23 protein-coding genes, 2 pseudogenes and 1 riboswitch are annotated in these 21,592 nt (G+C 68.9%); of the genes and pseudogenes, 9 read left to right on the top strand and 16 right to left on the bottom strand.

Annotated features, from left to right (window positions below):
* Positions 1 to 87 precede the first annotated feature (87 nt).
* Both CES90_RS04525 and CES90_RS04520 read right to left on the bottom strand, forming a co-directional pair.
* Positions 88 to 366: a DUF4190 domain-containing protein gene (locus CES90_RS04525; RefSeq protein ID WP_189782464.1), complete on the bottom strand. Its 279-nt coding sequence runs from the start codon at positions 364 to 366 to the stop codon at positions 88 to 90.
* A 35-nt stretch (positions 367 to 401) separates the two neighbouring features.
* Positions 402 to 566, bottom strand: coding sequence for a hypothetical protein (locus CES90_RS04520; protein ID WP_189782463.1), 165 nt, complete (start codon positions 564 to 566; stop codon positions 402 to 404).
* A gap of 119 nt (positions 567 to 685) precedes the next feature.
* Here CES90_RS04520 and CES90_RS04515 point away from each other — a divergent pair, with 119 nt between their 5' ends.
* The gene (locus CES90_RS04515) at positions 686 to 1,312 is read left to right on the top strand and encodes a TetR family transcriptional regulator (RefSeq protein ID WP_189782462.1); all 627 of its coding nucleotides are present in this window, start codon (positions 686 to 688) and stop codon (positions 1,310 to 1,312) included.
* 14 nt (positions 1,313 to 1,326) lie between these two features.
* Here CES90_RS04515 and CES90_RS04510 read toward each other — a convergent pair whose 3' ends face one another.
* On the bottom strand, positions 1,327 to 1,749 hold the full coding sequence (locus CES90_RS04510) for a hypothetical protein (protein WP_229913755.1): 423 nt from the start codon (positions 1,747 to 1,749) through the stop codon (positions 1,327 to 1,329).
* 141 nt (positions 1,750 to 1,890) lie between these two features.
* On the opposite strand from CES90_RS04510, the gene CES90_RS04505 reads away from it, so the two are divergent.
* Entirely contained in the window at positions 1,891 to 2,517 is a 627-nt protein-coding gene (locus CES90_RS04505; protein WP_189782461.1) for a TIGR03086 family metal-binding protein, read from the top strand.
* On the opposite strand, the gene CES90_RS04500 is transcribed toward CES90_RS04505, so the two are convergent.
* The 7 genes from CES90_RS04500 to CES90_RS04470 form a co-directional block, all read right to left on the bottom strand.
* Positions 2,501 to 3,355, bottom strand: coding sequence for a thioesterase family protein (locus tag CES90_RS04500; protein ID WP_189782460.1), 855 nt, complete (start codon positions 3,353 to 3,355; stop codon positions 2,501 to 2,503). The two genes, CES90_RS04505 and CES90_RS04500, sit on opposite strands and share 17 nt — an antisense overlap.
* 78 nt (positions 3,356 to 3,433) lie before the next feature.
* Positions 3,434 to 4,093 (bottom strand): trimeric intracellular cation channel family protein, encoded by a 660-nt coding sequence (locus tag CES90_RS04495; RefSeq protein ID WP_189782459.1) that lies wholly within the window; start codon positions 4,091 to 4,093, stop codon positions 3,434 to 3,436.
* 64 nt (positions 4,094 to 4,157) lie between these two features.
* Positions 4,158 to 5,222, bottom strand: coding sequence for an ABC transporter ATP-binding protein (locus tag CES90_RS04490; protein WP_268257017.1), 1,065 nt, complete (start codon positions 5,220 to 5,222; stop codon positions 4,158 to 4,160).
* Positions 5,223 to 5,260: 38 nt separating this feature from the next.
* Entirely contained in the window at positions 5,261 to 6,355 is a 1,095-nt protein-coding gene (locus CES90_RS04485) for an ABC transporter ATP-binding protein (protein ID WP_189782457.1), read from the bottom strand.
* Complete coding sequence (locus tag CES90_RS04480) at positions 6,352 to 7,359, bottom strand: ABC transporter permease (protein ID WP_189782456.1); 1,008 nt, start codon at positions 7,357 to 7,359, stop codon at positions 6,352 to 6,354. The genes CES90_RS04485 and CES90_RS04480 overlap by 4 nt, the downstream gene beginning before the upstream one ends.
* Positions 7,360 to 7,428: 69 nt before the next feature.
* Entirely contained in the window at positions 7,429 to 9,183 is a 1,755-nt protein-coding gene (locus CES90_RS04475) for an ABC transporter substrate-binding protein (protein WP_444545334.1), read from the bottom strand.
* A 67-nt stretch (positions 9,184 to 9,250) separates the two neighbouring features.
* Entirely contained in the window at positions 9,251 to 10,249 is a 999-nt protein-coding gene (locus tag CES90_RS04470) for an ABC transporter permease (RefSeq protein WP_189782454.1), read from the bottom strand.
* A gap of 651 nt (positions 10,250 to 10,900) precedes the next feature.
* On the opposite strand from CES90_RS04470, the gene CES90_RS04465 reads away from it, so the two are divergent.
* Together CES90_RS04465 and CES90_RS04460 are read left to right on the top strand one after the other, a co-directional pair.
* A complete protein-coding gene (locus CES90_RS04465; protein ID WP_189782453.1) occupies positions 10,901 to 11,473 on the top strand; it encodes a hypothetical protein in 573 nt (190 codons plus the stop codon).
* A gap of 208 nt (positions 11,474 to 11,681) precedes the next feature.
* On the top strand, positions 11,682 to 12,251 hold the full coding sequence (locus tag CES90_RS04460; RefSeq protein ID WP_189782452.1) for a hypothetical protein: 570 nt from the start codon (positions 11,682 to 11,684) through the stop codon (positions 12,249 to 12,251).
* Positions 12,252 to 12,358: 107 nt separating this feature from the next.
* Here the strand turns inward: CES90_RS04460 and CES90_RS04455 are convergent, their stop codons facing one another.
* The 3 genes from CES90_RS04455 to CES90_RS04445 all read right to left on the bottom strand — a co-directional run bounded on the left by CES90_RS04455 (position 12,359) and on the right by CES90_RS04445 (position 14,978).
* The gene (locus CES90_RS04455; RefSeq protein WP_189782451.1) at positions 12,359 to 13,147 is read right to left on the bottom strand and encodes an enhanced serine sensitivity protein SseB C-terminal domain-containing protein; all 789 of its coding nucleotides are present in this window, start codon (positions 13,145 to 13,147) and stop codon (positions 12,359 to 12,361) included.
* A 192-nt stretch (positions 13,148 to 13,339) separates the two neighbouring features.
* Positions 13,340 to 14,116, bottom strand: coding sequence for an enhanced serine sensitivity protein SseB (locus CES90_RS04450; protein WP_189782450.1), 777 nt, complete (start codon positions 14,114 to 14,116; stop codon positions 13,340 to 13,342).
* A 193-nt stretch (positions 14,117 to 14,309) separates the two neighbouring features.
* Positions 14,310 to 14,978 carry an AAA family ATPase gene (locus tag CES90_RS04445; protein ID WP_189782449.1) on the bottom strand — a complete coding sequence of 223 codons (669 nt, stop codon included), beginning with the start codon at positions 14,976 to 14,978 and terminating at the stop codon, positions 14,310 to 14,312.
* 147 nt (positions 14,979 to 15,125) lie between these two features.
* Positions 15,126 to 15,224, top strand: a riboswitch (glycine riboswitch).
* Between the two features lie 165 nt (positions 15,225 to 15,389).
* Here CES90_RS04445 and gcvT point away from each other — a divergent pair.
* The 4 genes and pseudogenes from gcvT to CES90_RS04425 form a co-directional block, all read left to right on the top strand.
* Complete coding sequence (gcvT, locus tag CES90_RS04440) at positions 15,390 to 16,532, top strand: glycine cleavage system aminomethyltransferase GcvT (protein ID WP_189782448.1); 1,143 nt, start codon at positions 15,390 to 15,392, stop codon at positions 16,530 to 16,532.
* A gap of 120 nt (positions 16,533 to 16,652) precedes the next feature.
* Positions 16,653 to 17,030 carry a glycine cleavage system protein GcvH gene (gene gcvH / locus CES90_RS04435; protein WP_189782447.1) on the top strand — a complete coding sequence of 126 codons (378 nt, stop codon included), beginning with the start codon at positions 16,653 to 16,655 and terminating at the stop codon, positions 17,028 to 17,030.
* 18 nt (positions 17,031 to 17,048) lie between these two features.
* A complete protein-coding gene (gene glyA / locus CES90_RS04430; RefSeq protein ID WP_189782446.1) occupies positions 17,049 to 18,329 on the top strand; it encodes a serine hydroxymethyltransferase in 1,281 nt (426 codons plus the stop codon).
* Between the two features lie 109 nt (positions 18,330 to 18,438).
* Positions 18,439 to 18,852, top strand: a pseudogene (locus CES90_RS04425) (serine dehydratase beta chain); the annotation flags it as partial.
* On the opposite strand, the pseudogene CES90_RS04420 reads toward CES90_RS04425, so the two are convergent.
* The 3 genes and pseudogenes from CES90_RS04420 to CES90_RS04410 form a co-directional block, all read right to left on the bottom strand.
* Positions 18,839 to 19,180, bottom strand: a pseudogene (locus tag CES90_RS04420) (FAD-dependent oxidoreductase); the annotation flags it as partial. The pseudogenes CES90_RS04425 and CES90_RS04420 sit on opposite strands and share 14 nt — an antisense overlap.
* Before the next feature lie 20 nt (positions 19,181 to 19,200).
* On the bottom strand, positions 19,201 to 19,398 hold the full coding sequence (locus CES90_RS04415; RefSeq protein WP_189782929.1) for a ferredoxin: 198 nt from the start codon (positions 19,396 to 19,398) through the stop codon (positions 19,201 to 19,203).
* Between the two features lie 45 nt (positions 19,399 to 19,443).
* On the bottom strand, positions 19,444 to 20,649 hold the full coding sequence (locus tag CES90_RS04410) for a cytochrome P450 (RefSeq protein WP_189782930.1): 1,206 nt from the start codon (positions 20,647 to 20,649) through the stop codon (positions 19,444 to 19,446).
* Positions 20,650 to 20,816: 167 nt separating this feature from the next.
* Between CES90_RS04410 and CES90_RS04405 the strand changes: the two genes are divergently transcribed.
* Positions 20,817 to 21,470: a TetR/AcrR family transcriptional regulator gene (locus tag CES90_RS04405; RefSeq protein ID WP_189782931.1), complete on the top strand. Its 654-nt coding sequence runs from the start codon at positions 20,817 to 20,819 to the stop codon at positions 21,468 to 21,470.
* Positions 21,471 to 21,592 lie beyond the last annotated feature (122 nt).

Genomic DNA, 21,592 nt, shown 5'->3' with positions numbered 1-21,592 from the left:
TGTTCTGCGCCTTGCCTGGGTGCACTTGGGCTCTTGCACGAGGGCGCCCGGCGCTGCTGGCTGTGCCCGCCTTCCCCCACTCTCGCCTCAGAAGCTCCAGGACACTGTGTTCGTCGTCTGCATCAGTACGGCCAGGATCGCGAGGTCTGCCACGCCCAGCCCCATGCCCAGGAAGGCTCGACCGCGCCTGGTCGTGCCGCGCTTGAGGGCGACGGCGGCCAGGACGATGGCGATGGGCCCGAGGAAGAGGTTGAGGACGAGGAGGCCCAGGAGGCCGAGGACGAAGGAGGCTACGGCCATGCCGTCGGCGTCGCGGCCTCGGGTGCGGGGGGTGGTGGCGGTGTGGGGTGCGGCGGTGAGTTGCATGGTTCGGTCTGCTCCCAAGGGGCTTTCGCGGGCGGTCAGTCGGTGGTGCGGGTGCGGCGGGCATGGCGCTCGCGGTAGGCGAAGACGGCCAGCCAGGTGGCGATGACGGCCGCGGCGACGAGGGAGACGTGGAGCGGAACGTGGGCCACGGTGCCCAGGACGACACCCAGCAGCAGAAGTGCGGCGACGAGGAACAGCATCGCGAGAAGGCCTCTCGTTACGGTTGGGTGAACGATTGTAGTTACAGTTGTTCACTGACTGCCAAGTCTAGCGCTCGCCCGGCTTTGCAAATACAGAGAACAGTTGTTAACTGCATGGCATGAGTCACACCCTCGGTGTCCGGCAGGCCCAGAAGCAGAAGACCCGGCAGGCGCTCATGGACGCCGCGCTCGGCCTGCTGGAGGAGCAGAGCCTGAGCAGCCTGGGCCTGCGCGAGGTCACCCGGGCCGTGGGGGTCGCCCCGACCGCGTTCTACCGGCACTTCCGCTCGACCGCGGACCTCGGTGTCGCGCTGGTCGAGGAGGTACTGGGCAGTCTGCATCCGGTGATACGGGATCTGATGTCGGCGGTCGGCGACAGCGACGAACTCATCGAGCGTGCCGTCGAACTGATCGCCCGCCACGTGGACGAGTACCCGGCTCACGTCCGTTTCATCGCCCGCGAGCGGCACGGCGGAGTCCAGCCGGTGCGGGCGGCCATCCGCGAGCAACTGGTCCGGTTCGCCGAGGAAGTGAGCAGCGAGCTGGCCAAGCACCCAGAGGCCGAGGGGTGGAACGAGGACGACCTGCTGATGCTCGCCGGTCTCTACGTCGACCAGATGCTGATGACGGCTTCCCTCTTCCTGGAGGCGCTGGACGAACCCGAGGAGGAACGGGCCAGGGTGACCCGACTCGCCACCCGCCGCCTGCGCCTGATCAGCATCGGCCGCCTCAACTGGCTGGACTGACAGACGGTCTCGCCTCACATACGTGGAGGGCGCGCCCGGTCATCGGGCGCGCCCTCCACGTACGTACCGGTCCGGGCACGGACCCGAGGTCGGCTCTCCTCTGACGCCGAGGCCGTGGCCGCCGCGCTCGGCGCGCCGCTCGGGGCGCCCTGGCCCTGCCGGCCGCCGCCCGGGCCACCACAGCCCCCACCGCCGCCGGGGCCGCCCTGACCGCCACCGGGGGCGCCGCTCGGCGCACCGGACGGGGCCGCGCCATCAGCCGACGGGGCGCCCGACGGAGCCGCGCCGCCCGCCGAGGGGGCACCGGAGGGGGCGCCGGACGGGGCCTGGCAGGTCTGCTGGCCGGAGTTGCCGTTGTTCGAGTTCGAGGTGGACGACGAGGAGTCGCCCGAGCCGCACGTCACCAGGAAGAGAGGGGCCACCGCGAGGAGGGCCACCGGTCGGCCTTCACCGGATCAGGGGCTCAGGGTCCCTCATGCGGGTTGTCCGGGCAGCCTCCGGCCACCGGCACCGGGCCCGGCGGGAAGTCTCCGAACAGCACCGACGCGCCACCCCCACCCGCACCGAGAGGCCCACCAATGACCGCCGCGGACGCGCCCGACACCCAGGGCACCCAGGACAGCACCGTCGACCCCCGCCCCTTCTACACCCGCGCCACCGCACAGGCCGCCGCGCTCATCGGGACCGTACGGCCGGAACAGCTGACCGGCCGGACGCCCTGCGCCGAGTACGACGTACGCACCCTGCTCAGCCACATCGTCGGCGGCACCCTCCGCATCGCGGTCGTCGGCGAGGGCGGCGACGGGCTGGCCGTACGGATGTTCGTGGACGGCGTCGGGGACACCGCATGGCCGACCGCGTACGAGGCGGTCAGGAGCAGGGTCCTCAGGGCATGGGCGGGCGACGAGCGCATGACGACCCCTGTACGCGTCCCGTGGGGCAACATCCCCGGACGGGACGCGCTGTCGGCGTACGTCATGGAGATCGTGGCCCACACCTGGGACCTCTCCGAGGGCCTCGGGCGGCCACTCGCGCTCGACCCGGAGCTGGCCAGGTTCTCCCTGGCCGCGGCGCGGGTCACGCTGCCCGACGGCTCGCGCGAGGGGCGGCCGTTCGAACCGGCGCTGCCGGCCCCCGAAGGGGCCGACGCCTATGGGCGGTTGGCGGCCTGGCTGGGCCGCAGGCCGCTCAGTTCGACAGCCTGACCCGCGCCAGTTGACGGGACTGCGCGACCAGTCGGTCGGCGCTGTCCCAGACCTCCGCGTCCTCCTCCAGGAAGCCGCCGGCGAGGTTGCGGGTGGCGATGGAGACCCGGAGCGGGCCCGGCGCCGGGCGGCAGCGGACGTGGACGGTCAGTTCGACGGTCGGAACCCAGCCGGAGATGCCCAGTTCGAAGGCGGTCGGAGGCAGGGCGTCCACCGCGAGGAGAAGCGAGATGGGGTCGGCGTCGCGGCCGTCGGCGAGCCCGAACCAGGCCCGCATCTCGCCCTTGCCGGAGGGCGCGCCGAGCACCCAGCCCAGGGTCGAGGGGTCCAGCTTGAGGAGCAGCCGGTCGGCGATCGCGGAGCTGCCGGGGACGGGGGCGGGAGCGTCCTGAGGGCCGAAGCACTGCTCGACCGGCGGGATCGCGGGCGGCTTCGCCGTCGTACGGACGTCGTCCGGGAGGGAGTCCAGGTCGCCGTAGGAGGCGAGGACACGGATCCGCTCGACCTCGTTGCCCGCCTCGTCGTACTGGAAGAGGGAGGCCTGGCCGGTCGACAGGGTGCGGCCGGTGCGGACGATGTTCGTGCGGACGACCGCGGGGCCCGGCCGGGACGCGGTCAGGTAGTGCGCGGAGACCGTGAACGGGTCGTCGTGCGGGAGCGCGTCGGCGAGGGCGCGGCCCAGAACGGCCAGCAGATAGCCGCCGTTGACAGCGCCGATGATCGTCCAGCCGGCGGAGAGGTCGATGTCGTAGACGCCGGGTTCCCGCAGGGTGACCGCGGTGTCCCGGTCGAACTCGCTGTCTCCGATGGTGGCCTGTACGAAAGCTGCTTCGGGCATGGGTGAACCGTACAACAGGTGATTACTAAGCGGTAGCTTTATAGGCTTTACCTGCGGCACAGGCTTTGCATGACCGGCTCAGACTTCCTCCACCGCCGCCGACCGCCGGTTCCACGCCCGTGGCGCCCGCCAGTGGTACCGCATCGCCAGCAGCCGCAGCACGAAGGCCGTGACGGCGGCGAGCGCGGAGGTGACCGTGGTCAGGGCGTCGTAGCGGAGGCACAGCACGACCAGGCCGGCGCCGACCATCGCGGGGACGGCGTACAGATCGCGGTCCCAGCGCAGCAGCGAGGGCACCTCGCCCGCGATCACGTCCCGCAGCACACCGCCGCCGACCGCCGTGGCGAGGCCGAGGGTGGCGGAGGCGGTCAGACCGAGGCCGTGCTCGTACGCCTTCGTCGTGCCCGCCACACAGAAGAGACCGAGGCCGGCGGCGTCGAAGACGTTCACGCCGGCCTGGATGCGCTCGACCTCCGGATGCAGGAAGAAGACGAGCAGGGCGGCCAGGAGCGGGGTGAGGAAGTAGCCGAGATCGGTGAAGGCGGCCGGCGGAACGGCTCCGATGACCAGGTCCCGGAACAGCCCGCCACCGAGCGCGGTGACCTCGGCGAGAACGGCGATCCCGAAGACGTCGAAGTTCTTGCGTACGGCGAGCAGCGCGCCGGAGATGGCGAAGACGAAGATGCCGATCAGGTCGAGCGCATGCTGGACGGATGGGGAGAAGATTTGCTGGAGCACCCGAACATTCTCACCCGAAAACACGAGTGCGCCTTGCAATGCAAGGCGCACCCAGTGCTCTACGTCACTTCTCCTTGGCGGGAGCCTCCGCGGTGGCCTCGGTCTTCACGGCCTTCGTGTCCTGCGGCTGCTGGTCCTCGAAGTTCTCCGGGTGGTGGCAGGCCACCCGCTGCCCCGGCTTCAGCTCGGCCAGCGGCGGTTCCGTGGTCTTGCAGATCTCCGTGGCCTTCCAGCACCGCGTGTGGAAGCGACAGCCGCTCGGCGGCGCAATCGGCGAGGGCACATCGCCCTTGAGCAGGATGCGCTCGCTCTTGGCGCCGCGCCGCCGGGGGTCCGGGATCGGTACGGCCGAGAGGAGGGCCTTGGTGTACGGGTGCATCGGCGCCGCGTACAGCGAGTCCCGGTCGGCGAGTTCGACGATCTTGCCGAGGTACATCACCGCGATGCGGTCGGATACGTGGCGGACCACCGACAGGTCGTGCGCGATGATCACGTACGTCAGGCCGAGCTCGTCCTGGAGGTCGTCCATCAGGTTGACGACCTGGGCCTGGATGGACACGTCGAGCGCGGAGACCGGCTCGTCCGCGACGACCATCCGGGGCTTGAGGGCGAGCGCGCGGGCGATGCCGATGCGCTGACGCTGGCCGCCGGAGAACTCGTGCGGGTAGCGGTTGTAGTGCTCGGGGCTCAGGCCCACCAGCTCCAGGAGGCGCTGGACCTCCTTCTTCACGCCGCCCTCGGGCTCGACGCCCTGGAGCCTGAACGGCGCGGAGACGATCGTGCCGATGGTGTGCCGGGGGTTCAGCGAGCCGTACGGGTCCTGGAAGATCATCTGCACATCGCGGCGCAGCGGGCGCATGCCGGCCGTGTTGAGGTGCGTGATGTCCGTGCCGTCGAACTCGATCTTCCCGCCGGACGGTTCCAGGAGGCGGGTGATCAGACGGCCCATGGTCGACTTGCCGCAGCCGGACTCGCCGACGACGCCGAGGGTCTCGCCCCGGCGGACCTCGAAGTCGATGCCGTCCACGGCCTTGACCGCCCCGACCTGCCGCTGGAGCAGGCCCTTCTTGATGGGGAAGTGCTTGACCAGGCCCTCGACCTTGAGCAGCGGTTTCTCGTCCTCGGACACTTTCTCGCCTTTGGTCCCCGTCCGGGTATCGGTCTCACTCACAGCTTCGGCGCAATCTCTTCGTTCCAGATCCGGCTGCGGTCCTCCTGCGACAGGTGGCAGGCGGTGAAGTGCCGGCCGCCGACCTCGCGCAGCTCGGGGCGCTCGGTGCGGGTGATCCCGTCCTTGGGGACGTCCGCGTAGGGGCAGCGCGGGTTGAAGGCGCATCCCGAGGGGACGTTGATGAGGCTGGGCGGCTGGCCCTTGACGGGGATGAGCCGGTCGGTCTGCTCGCGGTCGATACGCGGCATCGAGCCGAGCAGGCCCCAGGTGTAGGGGTGCCCGGGCTGGTAGAAGATGTCGTCGACCGGTCCGCGTTCCACGCAGCGGCCGCCGTACATCACGAGGATGTCGTCGGCGATCTCGGCCACCACGCCGAGGTCGTGCGTGATGATGATGACCGCGGAGCCGAACTCCTTCTGCAGATCCCGGATGAGGTCGAGGATCTGCGCCTGGACGGTGACGTCCAGGGCGGTGGTGGGCTCGTCGGCGATCAGCAGTTCGGGGTTGTTGACCAGGGCCATGGCGATCATGGCGCGCTGGCGCATACCGCCGGAGAACTCGTGCGGGTACATGTCGACCCGCTTGTTCGGCTCCGGGATGCCGACGCGGTCGAGGAGTTCGACGGCGCGGGTGCGGGCGGTCTTCTTGCTGACGTCGTGGTGGACGCGGTACGCCTCGACGATCTGGTTGCCGACCGTGTAGTAGGGGTGCATCGCGGACAGCGGGTCCTGGAAGATCATCGCCATCTCGCGGCCGCGCAGCCGGCGCACCTCGTCCGGGTCGGCGCCGACCAACTCCGTGCCGTCGAGCCAGATCTCGCCGGACATCCGCACGTTCTTGCCGCGTGCGCCGAGCCGGTGCAGGCCCATGATGGCCAGCGAGGTCACCGACTTGCCGGAGCCGGACTCGCCCACGATGCCGAGGGTCTTGCCCTTCTCCAGCTGGAAGGAGAGACCGTCGACGGACTTGACCAGGCCGTCGTCGGTCGGGAAGTGCACCTTGAGGTCGCGCACTTCGAGGAACGCCTCGGGGGCGTCCCCGGCGCGTGCGGGCTCGCCGACGGCGGCCCCGGTCTTGGACAGTTCGGTCACGAGAGCCTCACCCGCGGGTCGATCGTGGCGTACAGCAGGTCCACCACAAGGTTCATGAAGACGACGAAGAACGCCGCGAGCAGGGTCACCCCGAGGATCGGGGGCAGGTCGTTGGTGGTGATCGACTGGACCGCGTACTCGCCGATGCCGTGCAGGGAGAACACGGTCTCGGTGATGAGGGCACCGCCGAGGAGCAGGCCGATGTCCATGCCGAAGACGGTCACCAGCGGGGTCAGCGCGGCCCGCAGACCGTGCCGGACGACCACCTTGCGCTCGCGCAGGCCCTTGGCCCGCGCGGTGCGGATGAAGTCCTCGTTCATCGTCTCCAGCATGCCCGAGCGGGTGAGCCGGGCGTAGATGGCCGAGTAGAGGAGCGCCAGCGAACACCAGGGCAGGAACAGGGTGTTGGCCCACTGTGAGGGGTTCTCGGTGAAGGGGACGTACGTCCTGCCGAAAATCTCCAGCTGGTAGCTGAACAGCAGCAGGGCCAGCTGACCGGTGAAGAACATGGGCAGGGAGACGCCCGCGAGGGCCACACCCATCGCGGCCCGGTCGAAGAACGAGCCGGGCCTCAGGGCCGAGATGACACCGGCCGCGACACCGCCCAGCAGCCACAGCACGGCGGCGCCGAGGGCGAGCGAGATGGTCACCGGCAGGCGGCTGGTGAGCTGCGGCCAGACCTCCAGGTGGTCCTTGAAGGAGTAGCCGAAGCAGGGAGCTTCACAGCGGACCGTGGTGGGGCCGAGGTCGTACGTGGCACCGGAGACGATCCCCTTGAGGAAGTTCCAGTACTGCTCGTAGATCGGCTGGTCCAGGCCGAGGTTCCGCTTGACCGCCGCGATGTCCTCGGGCGTGGGGTTCTTGCCGATGTACTGCTGTGCCAGCTGGTCGGTGGTCTGTCCGGCGAGTTTCGGCAGGATGAAGAAGATGCCGAAGGTGACCGCGGTGACGACGAGCAGCAGGATCACCGCCGCGATCGTCCGGCGGAGGATGTACGAGATCACGAGGACCGGCGCCGGCGCCCGCGGGTGGCGAAACCCGCGGGCGCCAATGCCTTCACCTGCCTTCCGGGGCTACTTCTTTTCCGTGGTGCCGACGTTGAGGTAGTCGTACTGACCGCTGAAGGCCGAGGTCGACACCAGGTTGGTGGCGTACGGCGAGCGGTACAGCAGCACCTTGAAGTAGGTCAGCGGGACGATGGCGGCCTGCTCCATGACCTTCTTGTCGACCTCGGTGTACGCGGCGGTGCGGGCGGCCTCGTCGGTGTTGCCGATCGCCTCGTCCAGCAGCTTGTTGATCGCGGGGTCGTCCAGCTCGGACAGGTTGGTGTTGCCGGACTGACCGATGGCCTTGCCGTGAACGATCTGCTGCAGGAAGCCGTAGCCGGTCGGCCAGTCGGCACCCCACTGCATCATGATGAGGCCGATGTTGTTCTTCTTGTTGAACGCCGGCACACCCGCGTAGTCGGAGAAGTACTTGCCGGACGGGTACTGCTTGATGTCGGCCTCGATGCCGACCTTCTTCAGCGCCTCGACGATCGCCGTGGCCGCGTCGACCTCGCCCTGACGGTCGGTACGGGCGGAGATGGAGGTCTTGAAGCCGTTCTCCTTGCCACAGGCCTTCAGGTGCTCCTTGGCCTTGGTGACGTCACCCTTGTTGCCCTCGGTGGCGTACAGGTCGGCCTTCTCGTAGCCCGTGACGTCGGTCGGCAGGACGGTGGAGGCGATGTCACCGCGGATCGGTCCGCCCATGGCGGTCTGCACGGCGGCCTTGTTGATCGCGTACTCGACGGCCTTGCGGCACTCGATGTTGTCGAACGGCGCGACCTTGGTGTTGATCGCCGTGTAGACGAGACGGCCGCCGAGCGCGTTGTCGGTGTTGGCCATCTGGTCCTTGTCCTTCAGGACCTGGGCCTGCGTCTGGGCGTCGACACCGGTGCCCTGGATGTCGATCATGGTGTCGCCGGCCATCACGTCCTTGTCGATGGTGGCCTTGTTGACCTTGAGGTTCACCACGATCTTGTCCGGGTACTGCTTGCGCAGCGGGTCCGTCTTGGCGTCCCACTGGTCGTTGCGGACGAGGACGATCTGCTTGCCCTCCTCGTACTTCTCGAACTTGTACGAGCCGGAGGAGACGACCTTCTTGGTGTAGTCGACGCCCGTGTCCTTGGCCTTCGGCACCGGAGCCGTCTGCGGCATGCTCGCCAGGTAGTCGAACTCGGAGAACGGCTTGTTCAGCTTGAAGACGATCGTGTGGTCGTCCGGAGTCTCGATGGACGCGATGCCCTTGTCGCTCTTGTCCTTGTACGGGCCCTTGTACTTGTCCGGGTCGTCCAGCAGGTTCTGGAAGTAGTTCGGGCCGAGGGAGAGCACGTCACGCGCGAAGTTCGAGCGCTCCACGGCGTACTTGACATCCTTGGAGGTGACCGCGGTGCCGTCCTCGTACTTGACGCCCTGGCGGATCTTGTACGTCCAGGTCTTGCCGCCGTCGCTGGGCGTGCCCGCGCTCTCGGCCAGGTCCGGGACGAGCTCGTTGCCCGCCTCACCGGGGCCGGGCTTATACGTCATCAGCGGACGCGCGTAGAGGCGGCTGAAGTTGAGGCCGTACGCGTAGTACATGTTGCCCGGGTCGAGGGACTCGGGGGCGTCGGAGCTGGCGTACGTGACCGTGCCGCCCTTCGCCGTGGACTCGTTGACGACACCCTTGGTCGCGGCGTTGGCGCCGGCGCCCTTGGGGGTGTCCGAACCGTCTTCCGCCTTGCTGCAGGCGGACAGAAGCAGGCCGGCGCTGCTCACTACCGCGACTGCGGCCATTGCTGACCTTCGCATGATGGTCGGTTTCCCCTTCGTAGTTGGACAGTTGAGTAGGACGCGACGTGCGCCGCGACCGCAGACGTCAGCGGCTGCGGGGGTCGAGGGCGTCCCGGAGGCCGTCACCGAGGAGGTTGAAGGCCAGCACCGTGATGAAGATCGCGAGGCCGGGAACGATCATGTACTGCGGGTCGACCTCGAAGAAGTCGACCGCCTGGTTGAGCATTCCGCCCCAGGAGGCCTGCGGCGGCTGGATCCCGACGCCGAGGAAGCTGAGCGACGCCTCGAAGAGGATGTTGGTCGGGATGAGCAGCGTCGAGTAGACGATGATCGGCGCGACGAGGTTGGGCAGCAACTCCTTGAAGAGGACGTACGGGCCGCCGGCCCCCATCCCCCGTGAGGCATCGATGAACTCGCGCTCGCGGAGCGCCAGGGTCTGACCGCGCACGATGCGCCCCATGTACGGCCAGTTGAAGAAACCGATCACGAAGATGAGCACCGTGATGTGCAGCGGCAGTCCTTCGAGGCCGAAGGCGCCGCCCTGGAGTGTCGCGGAGATGGCGATGGCGAAGAGCAGCAGCGGGAACGCCAGGAAGGTGTCCATCAGCCGGCTGACGATCGTGTCGACCCGGCCGCCGTAGTACCCGGCGATCAACCCGAGGACCACGCCGATGGCGTTCGACAGGAGCGTCGCGCCGAAGGCCACGACCAGGGAGACCCAGGAGCCCTCCAGGATGCGGGCGAGGATGTCGCGGCCGAACTTGGGCTCGACACCCAGCGGGTGATCCCAGCTCATCCCGCCGAAGTCGCCCTTGGGCAAGGAGGTGTTGGGGTCGATCAGGTCCTGGTTGAAGGCGTTGGGGTCGAGGCCCAGCAGCGACTGGAGCGGCCGGGAGAGGGCCGCGATCAGGATCAGCAGGACGACGATGACACCGCCGGCGACCGCCACCTTGTCGCGCTTGAAGCGGGTCCAGGCGATCTGGCCGAGCGAGCGGCCCTCGATCTTCTTGGCCTCGACACCTGCCAGCACGGCCTCCGGCTGCGCCTCGGCCTGCGATCCGGTCGTCTCAATCGGTGCGGTCATCGTCCCTCGTGCTTGCCTGTGCCGGTGGTTGCCGACTGTGCCTGACGGCCGCCCGGGTCTGCGGTGCGGTCCGTCGCCACTGCTGTTCTTCCGTCGCCTGCTGTTTCTTGCCTGCTTGTTGCCCCGGCACGGGCGCCAACCTCTGTGTCGCGCCGGGCCGTTCGGGAGGAGAGAAGGACCGCGGCTCCGAACACCACCGCACGAACAGCACGTTCGACCTCCCCCCCACCGCTCTGGGGGAGTCTTCAACGGTCGCGCGATCAGGCACCAGACCCGACGGCGAAAGTATGCGCAACCGTGATGTGGCCAGCAGGGTTCCGGTATCCGAACACTGCGCTCGCGTGAGCGGCACTGACTCCCTGTTACATGTGACCCAGGTCACGGAACGAGTTCACCATGTCCAGATCACCCGCAATCGCCCCGTTCGATTGCGCGGCAATTCGGACGAAGAACACATGCCGCCAGCCCTGTTCACGACCATTACCGGCGAATTTGAGGTTCACTTGAGCGTTAGTTCGTAACAAAGACCCCGCACCATTGCGAGCCGTCTCGACAGCCGACTAACTTCATTCCCGCCGGGGGCAGCAGGACCCACTCCCCCGGGCACGGGGTTTTGACCGTTGACGGGTCAACGGGGAAACGGGGATATAAATGAATCTGCGCAACAAGCGTGCTCTTTCCGCGACTCTCGCGACGACCGCGCTCATCACCGGCGCGTTCACGGCCGCGCCGACCATGGCGAACGCCACCGAGCAGGCGCCCATGCGTTGCGAAGGCTACGTCTACTCCAAGGTCTTCAAGCTCGGCAAGCCGTGGTACGCCTCCCGCGGGCCGGTCGTGAGCAAGCGCAACAGCAGCTCCAGCAAGTCCACCCTGGTCTACTCGATCAAGACCACCAAGACCCGCACGACGACCTGGGGCGGCGAGGCCAGCGCCAGCGTGAGCTGGGGAATCGCCCAGGTCGAGGCCAAGACCAAGTACGAGGTCGCCAAGTCCGTCGCCAAGGGCCGCACCGTGACCAACCGTATGACGGTCGACCCGGGCAAGCGCGGCTACACCCAGCCGATGGTCGAGTACCAGAAGTTCCAGGTCGAGCGGTGGCGCGAGCTCGGCAACTGCAAGCACGACCGTATCGAGATCGTCGGCATCCTCAAGGGGATCACCTCCTCGCTGCACTTCGCCGAGTGCCAGACGAAGAAGGCGTCCTGCACGCCCAAGCCCTGACGCTGCCGCTGAGCTGAGCTGAGCTGAGCTGAGCTGAAAAACGTGCCGTCTGTTCTCGGGCCCATGAACAGGCGGCACGCAATACGGGGAAACAATACGGGGAAACAAAAACGGGGAATTGAATATGCCCTCGGAGTCCTTTGACCGGGAAGCCGGGGACAAAGACAACCAGGCACAAAGAATTGAAGAACGGGGAACGGGGACACAAATGAAGAAACTCATCGCGGGCGCCATGACGACCGTCGCGGTCGGAGCGATGGTGCCGCTGCTCGCCGCCGCGCCGGCGAACGCCGACGCCCAGGCCAAGGTCTGCAAGCCGGGTGCCACCAAGATCACCTGGGTGAAGACCACCAAGACACCGACGCTCACCCACGGCAAGCTGCGCACCGCGACGAAGCCGGAGCGGGTGTCCGTGCGGGTGCCCAAGGTGACGACCATCAGGGCGGCCGTCAAGGGCCCGGGGAAGCCGGCGACGGTACTGGCCTCCCTCGCGAAGCAGACCAAGCTGAAGCTGGCCGACGTCAACGAGCCCACACCCAGCCTCGTGGGCGTCTCGGCCAAGGTGAAGGCCGGCAAGACGGTCTTCTACGCCGGCACCACCAAGGCCGACGGCACATACACGTTCAGGACCTGCAACAGCAAGGGCACGGCTTACGGCGCGGCCAAGAAGGGCACCGCCGTGAGCTGGAACCTCAAGCTGTCCCGGAACGCGGTCCACTGCAGCGTCAAGACCGTCGACCCGCTGGCCGCCGCGGCCCAGCAGAAGTTCTGCCGCTGAAGCCGGTAGCGAATCTGCCGCTGAAGCCGGTAGCGAAGCGGATCGCTTCACGCACATGACGGAGCCCCTGGGGGTGTCACCACACCCCCAGGGGCTCCGCCCGTTGCTCAGTAACCGCCCGGGTAGCCGTACCCACCCGCTGCCGGGGCCTGGGCCGGGGCGCCGTGGGCCTCGCGGTCGTAGAAGGGGCGGGCGGCGGCGCGCAGCCACATCGCGACCGGGTCGTACTCGTCGGACATGGCGACGGTGGAGACGGGCAGGCCGTCCGGGACCGCGCCGATGGACTGCTGCATCATCGCCCGTACCGAGTCCACGGCGGGCGGCGAGGTGTCGTACACGTCGAGCCCGATGGCGAGGTACGGGGCGCCGAGCGCGGGTTGCACCCAGGCGCGGCGCAGGGAGCGTACGGCGGGGGTGCGGTGGGCGTTCTGCGTCAGCAGGGCGTAGAACTGCGGGATCTCGATGGCCGGTTCGGACAGCCGGAGCGGGCCGGCGGGCTGCCGCTCCAGGCCCGTGGCCATACGACGCAGATCCAGCCAAGGGATGCCCACGCCGCCGCCCGGCGCGTGCGGGTTCAGCCAGAGGCCGTAGTGGTCCGGGTAGAGGGTGCGGGCCACGTCGAGGCCGTCGACGACCTCATAACTGCGGTTCCAGCCACTGGCGGATAGCTCCTGGGCGGAGGTCACGCACGGGGCGTAGTTGAACCCGTCCACCTCCATGTTCCCGTACTGCGCGTCCGGGGAGCCGGCCTGGCCGTGCCACAGGAGCATCCAGATCTGGCCGGTGGAGGGGGCGGCCAGGGCACGCAGCAACGCCTCGTAGGCGTCGTATCGCCCGGGCGTCACCTGGCGCAGCATGTGCTCGACCTGCCCGGTCGCCGTGCCGCTCGCGCTCACGTTGGCCGCCCTTCGGTTTGAGCCCTGGTTGGGGTTGGACCCTGGTTGTGGGTCCAGCTTAGGTGGTGTGCGGTTTGAGCCGGTCAGGGCTCGGGGCTTGTTGTGCGTTGCGGGCCGCGCGTGCGTGGGGGTTGATCGCGCCCACGCGGCGGAGCCGCATATCGACACAGCCCCGCGCCCCTTGAAGACCTGTCAGTAGCCCTGTTGGTAGAAGGGCCGTGCCTTCTCCCGGAGCCAGTCGCATACCGGGTCCTGGGCCACATCCAGGAAGACCATGTTTACCGGCCAGGGGACGGGGGCCTTGGCCAGGGCGCGGCCCAAGGCGTCCAGGGGGACGGTGCGGTCGGTCTCCCAGGAGGCCAGTTCGATGCCGATGAACATCACGGGGGCGGCCGTCTCGATGGCGGCGAGGCAGCGGCGGGCGGTGAGGACGACACCGGTCGCGGCGAACTCGGCGGAGGCGGCCGCGAGGAAGTCCAGCGGGTCGTCCTGCCAGTCGGGCTCGAACAGGCGGACCCGGGCCCCGCTCGCCGCCCCGTCCAGCGAGGTCCGCCCGGCCCGGCACAGTTCGGCCACGGCGGGCGGCGGCAGCGGGATGCCCACGACACCGTCCGGGTTGAGGGCGATCCCGGCCTGCGGGGGCAGGCCGCGGGCGAACTCGACGGCCGGCGCGATCGTGTACGACATGTGGTTGCCGACGACCTGGCGGAACTGCTCCTCGGAGCTGAAGACCGGCACGTACACCTGCCCGTCGAGCTCCATCGTCGGCAGGTCGAGCTGGCCGCTGTGCGGGCCGCCGCCCTCGGGCAGCGGCACCCAGACGAAGCTGCGGGCCAGCACCTCCACGATCCGGGCACCCGCCGAGGGCACCCCGAGAGCCGCGGAGAGCACCTCCTCCAGCTCATTGCCGGGCCACCCGCCATGCCCATGAGGGTGCGCCTGTGCCGGAAAGTCCGCCGCGAAGTCCATCTGCTGCCTACCGCTTTACTCCGTGATGCTGTTGTCCCCGAACTTTAATGCGCCGAGCAAGGGCAGCGCCCCCGAAGGGGCGGAGGGCTGTGTCGATGTGCGGCTCCGCCGCGTGGGCGCGATCAACCACGACGCACCCGCAGCCCGCAGCCCGCAGCCCGCTATGTGCAGCAAGTCCCAAGCTCTCAACGACTCAACCCACGAAGTCGATCCTCTTCAAGACATCCGCCGCGTCCCGATCGATCAGCACCGCAGCCCCGCACCCCTCCGGCAACCGTCCCTCCTCCACCGCCCGCAGCAGCCGAGTCATCGCCGCCCGATGCCGCGCGAAGGCATACCGCGACACTCCGCGGCCGCGGCTGCGCTGGCCGTCGCGAGCCTCACCGGGAGTGACGTCGAGCAACAGCAGATGCAGGGTGCCGCCCCGTTTCCCGGCCTCGCGCGCGAGCCACGCCCGTACCCACGCCTGCGTCCCGCAGTCGTGCACGACGACACCCTCGCCGGACCGCAGCGCGCGCCGCAGTCCGGTGTAGTGGGCGAGGCGCACGAACGGCCGGTAGACCGCGTACGGCAGGAAACGCGCGAGGCGGGCGTCGAAGCGGTCGCGGGTGTCCTGGGAGTCGATCCGGATGCCCGGCACCGCGCGCCGCATCAGGGTCGACTTTCCGCTGCCGGGGAGCCCGGTGACCACCACGAGGTCGTCCGGTCCGAAGGACAGCTCGTGCGGACTTCGCCCGGCCCGCTCCCTGAGGTCGCGGACGACCGCCCTCGGGAACGGGCCGCACGCATCACCGGCCGGGGCAGCGGGCTGCTTGGGCAGCGCGCCGCCCCAGGTCGTCGCGTACGCCGTGGTCCTGTTCACCGTTGCCGTCCTCCCCAGGGGTTGGAAGACCCATCCCCACAGACTGTAAAGAGAAGGTAATGCCCGATCTCTCCTGGTTCAGTCCTCGTATGGCCACAAGAGTGCTACGGATGCAATGATGTGCGCGCCAACTGCATACCGGCCGCTTGAATCCGCGCGGGAGAGCTCCCAGCAGTCGTTCGCTGGGGCGCCGAAGGAGCAAGTCCCTCCCTTGAATCTCTCAGGCCCAGATACCGCGCGGGCGAGGCACATCTGAAAAGCGAGTCGCTACCACAGTGGCTCCACCCACGGTGCAAGTCACGACCACCGGTACATACGGTCACCGGTACGTACGGTCGTGGTGAACCTCTCAGGTTCCGATGACAGATGGGGAGGAAAGACCTCGCCTGTCATGCCATGGGAGCAGAACCGATGAGCAGCAACGCCCCCGCTGAACCGCGTCGTACCGCGCTCGATGCCCTGCATCGCTCGCTCGGCGCGACGATGACCGACTTCGCGGGCTGGGACATGCCCCTGCGATACGGCTCCGAGCGCGACGAGCACAACGCCGTACGGACGAAGGCCGGGCTCTTCGACCTGTCGCACATGGGCGAGATCACGGTGACCGGGCCGGAGGCGGCGCAGCTGCTGAACTTCGCCCTGGTCGGCGACATCGCCTCCGTCGGCGTCGGCCGCGCCCGCTACACCATGATCTGCCGCGAGGACGGCGGCATCCTGGACGACCTGATCGTCTACCGGCTCGCCGAGACGGAGGCCGGGTCTTCCCACTACATGGTCGTCGCCAACGCCTCCAACGCCCAGGTCGTGCTGGACGCGCTCACCGAGCGTTCCGCGGGCTACGACGCCGAGGTGCGGGACGACCGGGACGCGTACGCGCTGATCGCCGTCCAGGGCCCCGAGTCGCCCGGGATCCTCGCTTCCCTCACCGACGCCGACCTCGACGGCCTGAAGTACTACGCGGGTCTGCCCGGCACGGTCGCCGGTGTCCCGGCGCTGATCGCGCGCACCGGGTACACCGGCGAGGACGGCTTCGAGCTGTTCGTGCGGCCGGAGCACGCCGTGGAGCTGTGGCAGGCGCTGACCAAGGCGGGCGAGGGCGTCGGTCTGGTGCCGTGCGGGCTGTCCTGCCGGGACACGCTGCGTCTGGAGGCGGGCATGCCGCTGTACGGGCATGAGCTGTCCACCGAGTTGACGCCGTTCGACGCCGGGCTCGGGCGGGTCGTGAAGTTCGCGAAGGAGGGCGACTTCGTCGGGCGTGCCGCACTGGAGGCCGCCGCCGAGCGGGCCGCGAGCAATCCTCCGCGCGTCCTGGTGGGACTGGTCGCCGAGGGCCGCCGGGTCCCGCGCGCCGGGTACCCGGTCGTCGCCGACGGCCAGGTGATCGGCGAGGTCACCTCGGGCGCCCCCTCTCCGACCCTGGGCAAGCCGATCGCCATGGCGTACGTCGACGCCGCGCACTCCGCGCCCGGTACGGCCGGGGTCGGGGTGGACATCCGAGGCAGCCACGAGCCGTACGAGGTCGTGGCGCTGCCGTTCTACAAGCGCCAGAAGTAAACACTGTGCGCGGCGGCCCCTGCAGCCGCGGTGACGCCCGCGCACATTTCCGCTGTTCACGCTCGCTTTCCGCAGTACCCCCTTCATCACCACTCCCGCGCGTACAGGAGAATTCAGGCCATGAGCAACCCCCAGCAGCTGCGCTACAGCAAGGAGCACGAGTGGCTGTCAGGCGCCGAGGACGGCGTCTCGACGGTCGGCATCACGGAGTTCGCGGCGAACGCGCTCGGCGATGTCGTCTACGCCCAGCTCCCCGAGGTGGGCTCCACGGTGGCCGCGGGCGAGACCTGCGGTGAGCTGGAGTCGACGAAGTCGGTCAGCGATCTCTACTCGCCGGTCAGCGGTGAGGTCACCGAGATCAACGAGGACGTGGTCAACGATCCGTCGCTGGTGAACACCGCCCCGTTCGAGGGCGGCTGGCTGTTCAAGGTACGCGTCGCGGAGGAGCCGGCCGACCTGCTCTCCGCGGACGAGTACGCCGCCCACACCGCCGGCTGAGAAGACGAGGTCGTACGCATGTCGCTTCTGAACACGCCCCTCCATGAGCTCGACCCGGAGGTCGCCGCCGCGGTCGACGCCGAGCTGCACCGCCAGCAGTCCACCCTCGAGATGATCGCCTCGGAGAACTTCGCTCCGCTCGCGGTCATGGAGGCGCAGGGCTCGGTGCTGACCAACAAGTACGCCGAGGGCTACCCCGGCCGCCGCTACTACGGCGGCTGCGAGCACGTCGACGTCGCCGAGCAGATCGCCATCGACCGGCTCAAGGACCTCTTCGGCGCCGAGTACGCCAACGTCCAGCCCCACTCCGGTGCCTCCGCCAACCAGGCCGCCCTCTTCGCCCTGGCCCAGCCCGGCGACACGATCCTCGGCCTGGACCTGGCACACGGCGGTCACCTGACGCATGGGATGCGGCTGAACTTCTCCGGCAAGCAGTTCAACGTGGTCGCCTACCACGTGGACTCCGTCACCGGCCTGGTCGACATGGCCGAGCTGGAGCGGCTGGCCAAGGAGCACCGCCCGAAGGTGATCATCGCGGGCTGGTCGGCGTACCCGCGTCAGCTGGACTTCGCCGCCTTCCGCCGGATCGCGGACGAGGTCGGGGCGTATCTGTGGGTGGACATGGCCCACTTCGCCGGTCTGGTCGCGGCCGGGCTGCACCCGAACCCGGTCGAGTACGCGGACGTGGTCACCTCCACGACGCACAAGACCCTGGGCGGGCCGCGCGGCGGCATCATCCTGGCCAAGAAGGACTTCGCGAAGAAGCTCAACTCCTCCGTCTTCCCCGGCTTCCAGGGCGGCCCGCTGGAGCATGTGATCGCCGCGAAAGCGGTCTCCTTCAAGGTCGCGGCCAGCGAGGAGTTCAGGGAGCGTCAGCGGCGGACGGTCGAGGGTGCGAAGATCCTCGCCGAGCGGCTCACGGCCGCCGATGCCCGTGCGGCCGGCGTGAACGTGCTCTCCGGCGGTACGGACGTGCACCTGATCCTGGTCGACCTGCGCGAGTCCGACCTGGACGGGCAGCAGGCGGAGGACCGTCTCCACGAGGTCGGCATCACCGTCAACCGCAACGCCGTCCCGAACGACCCGCGCCCGCCGATGGTGACGTCGGGCCTGCGGATCGGCACCCCGGCCCTCGCCACCCGCGGCTTCACCGCCGAGGACTTCGCCGAGGTCGCGGACGTCATCGCGGAGGCGCTGAAGGCGCCCTCTCCCTTCGGGGCGGCCGACGTGGAGGCCCTGAAGACCCGGGTCAAGGCCCTGGCCGACAAGCACCCGCTCTACCCCGGCCTCGGGAAGTAACCCGGGCTTCACCGGCACGCAGTGCCGTTTTTCGGGGGCACCGCGCACACTGGGCAGTGAGCGCGGTGCCCCATCCCCTGCACAACCTCCCCCCTCCTGAGGAGTCACCGTGGCCATCTCGGTCTTCGACCTGTTCTCGATCGGCATCGGCCCGTCCAGCTCCCACACGGTCGGCCCCATGCGCGCCGCCCGCATGTTCGCCCGCCGGCTGCGCAACGAGGAACTGCTCGGCAACGTCGCCTCGGTACGCGTGGAGCTGTACGGCTCCCTGGGCGCGACCGGCCACGGCCACGGCACCCCCAAGGCCGTACTCCTGGGCTTGGAGGGCGCTTCCCCGCGCACGGTGGACGTGGAGTCGGCCGACGAACGGGTGGAGGCGATCAAGGAATCGCGCCGCATCCGCCTCCTCGACGCCCAGGAGATCGCGTTCGACTTCGACAAGGATCTGGTCCTGCACCGCCGCAAGACCCTGCCGTACCACGCCAACGGGATGACCGTGTGGGCGTACGAGTGCCGGGCAGCAGGCGGGGACGGACCCCGGTGGCCACGATGAGTCCGTCGTACGGCACCTCCGTACCGTCGGCGAGCAGCACCGTGCCCTCGGAGACATTCACGCTGATGGCCTCGCAGCCGTAACGGGCGTCCAGGTCGAGGGCGCCGAGATCGGCCGGAGCGCGCAGGGGGAGCCGGTCGGGGCTCCAGGCGCCGGAGAGGATCTCCTTCGACAGGGGCGGGCGGTCGTAGGGGGCGGCGGGTTCGTCGCCGATGAGGGTGATGGTGCCGGTGTGGCCCTCCCGGCGGAGGGTTTCGGCGGCGGCGAGGCCGGCGGCGGAGGCGCCGACGACGACCACGCGGCCGGCCGGGGGCACGCTCACGACTCCTCCAGGCGGATCGCGGCCGCGGGGCAGACGGTGGCGGATTCGCGAACCGCGTCGTGAAGTTCAGCCGGCGGGTTCTCGCTGAGGAGGACGACCAGGCCGTCCTCGTCGCGCTGGTCGAAGACGTCGGGGGCGAGCAGTACGCACTGGCCCGAGGCGACGCACTTGGGGACGTCGACTTCTACACGCATGGTGTTTCTTCCCTGCTCTCAGTTGGGGGGATCAGGTGGCTCCGGTCACCAGGTGACGGGCAGCTCGACGACGCCGTAGACGACGGTGTCCTGCTTGAAGGCGATCTCGTCCATCGGTACGGCGATCTTCAACTCGGGCAGTCGGCGAAAGATCTCGGGCAGCACGATCTGGAGTTCGGCGCGGGCCAGCGGCTGGCCGAGGCACTGGTGAATGCCGTAGCCGAAGGCGAGGTGCTGGCGGGCGTTGGCGCGGTCCAGATCGAAATCGTCGGGAGCGGTGAAGAGTTCCGGATCGCGGTTGGCGACGTGGACGGGAACGATCACACCCTCTCCCGCGCGGATGGTGACGCCGTCGATGGTGACGTCCTCGATGGCGGTTCGGCGCAGCCCGCCGTGCACGATCGAGAGGTAGCGCAGAAGCTCCTCGACCGCGCCCGCGACCTGCGCTTCCCCGCCGAGGATGTGCGGAATCTGGTCGGGATGGCTGAGGAGGGCGATGACGCTCAGCGCGATCATGTTCGCGGTCGTCTCGTGTCCGGCGAACAACAGGAAGGCACCCAGGTCGGCGGCGTCCTGATCGGTGATGACGCCCTCGTCCGCCTGCGCGGCCAGCCGGGTGATCACGTCGTTCCCGGGCTTGGTGCGCTTGGTCTCCACGAGTCCCACCAGATATTCGGAGAGGCTCGCGAGCGCCTGCGTGGCCTTCTGCGCCGTGGCGTTGAAGTCGACGATGGCCTTCGAGTGCTCCTGGAAGAACGCGTGGTCCTCGTAGGGCACACCCAGCAGCTCGCAGATGACCAGGGACGGCAGCGGCAGCGCGAAGTGCTCCACTAAGTCGGCGGGACCGCTCAGCTTGGTCAGGTCGGTGAGGAGCTCATCGGTCAGGCGGGCGATGGCCGGGCGCAGCTCGTTGATGCGCTTGACCATGAACTCCCGGGTCAGGGTGCGCCGCATCGTCGCGTGGACGGGGTCGTCCTGGTTGGCGAAGAAGCCACGCCGGCCCTGCGGGGTGTCTTTCCTGAAGGTGGGTGCGCCGGGATGGGTCGGATCGGTGCTGAACGCCGGACTGCCCAGCACGGTGCGGGCGTCCTCCCAGCGGGTCACCAACCAGGGGCTGAGCTGCCCCTCCCACAGGGAGACGCGGGAAATGGGCTGCTTCGCACGGAGTTCGGTGTACAGCGGCGGGGGGTCCAGGGGGGCGCCCTTCGGGCGGGTGAGCGTGAACGCGGGGACCGTCGGAGACGAGGTCATGACTGCGCCTTTCCATCATCGGCTAACGCTGTTAGTTGAACAGACGTTAGGCTAACAACGTTAGTCGACAAGTGGGAAGTCCCTGTGCCGGCTCGGACGAAGCGCCGACCCCGGGAGACAGGGCGCACCGAGGGTCGTAGGCTGCTGCGGACAGCGAGGAGGAGGCTATGAAGTCGCAGGTCAAGCGGGTCCCCAACGCGCGGGGCGAAGGCGAGCGGCTGCGGCAGGAGATCCTCGGCGCGGCGACCCGCATCCTTGAGGAGACAGGGCGCGAGGACGCGCTCTCCCTTCGCGGGGTCGCCCGCGAGGTCGGCATTTCCGCACCCAGCGTCTACCGGCACTTCAAGAACAAGGCCGACCTGGTTACCACAGTGCTCGACGTCACCTACCACGCACTGGCCGTCGCGATGAGCGAGGCCGGCGAGTCGGCCGCCGCGGCGGGCGCGGACCCATGGGGGCGCGTGCGGGCCACCGTCACCGCCTATCGCAGATTCGCCATCGACAAGCCCCGCCGCTACCGGCTGATGTTCAGCCTGGAGTACGAGCCCGACCGGCCACCGACCACCGGCCACCCCGTCGGCACCGTGCTCCAGGCGTGGACCGACACGGCTGACGCCTACCTCGCCGAAGTGGTCCCCGGCCGTCGGGCGGAGGCGCAGGACTTGGGTGTCCACCTGTGGACCGCCTTGCACGGTCAGCTCATCCTGTGGCGCACCCTGCCGAGTTCCGCCGCCGGCAACGAAGCCATCCTGATCGAGTTGGAGGAGTCCTTGCTGCGACGCCTGCTCCCGGCATCGGAGGCTGCGAGCCCCGCGGAGTGACAGGCCAGGGCTGGCTCCCTGCTCCGGGAAGGTGGACGAGGTCGCCCGATCGTGCGCCGCTCGAAAAGTCATCGGTGCGCCTCACGCGGCACACCTGTACTCGTTGATGACTCCGCCGAGGA

Origin of the sequence: Streptomyces capitiformicae (assembly GCF_002214185.1) — a bacterium.
In the GTDB taxonomy this organism is placed as follows: domain Bacteria; phylum Actinomycetota; class Actinomycetes; order Streptomycetales; family Streptomycetaceae; genus Streptomyces; species Streptomyces capitiformicae.
This window is presented reverse-complemented; position numbering and strand designations above follow the sequence as displayed.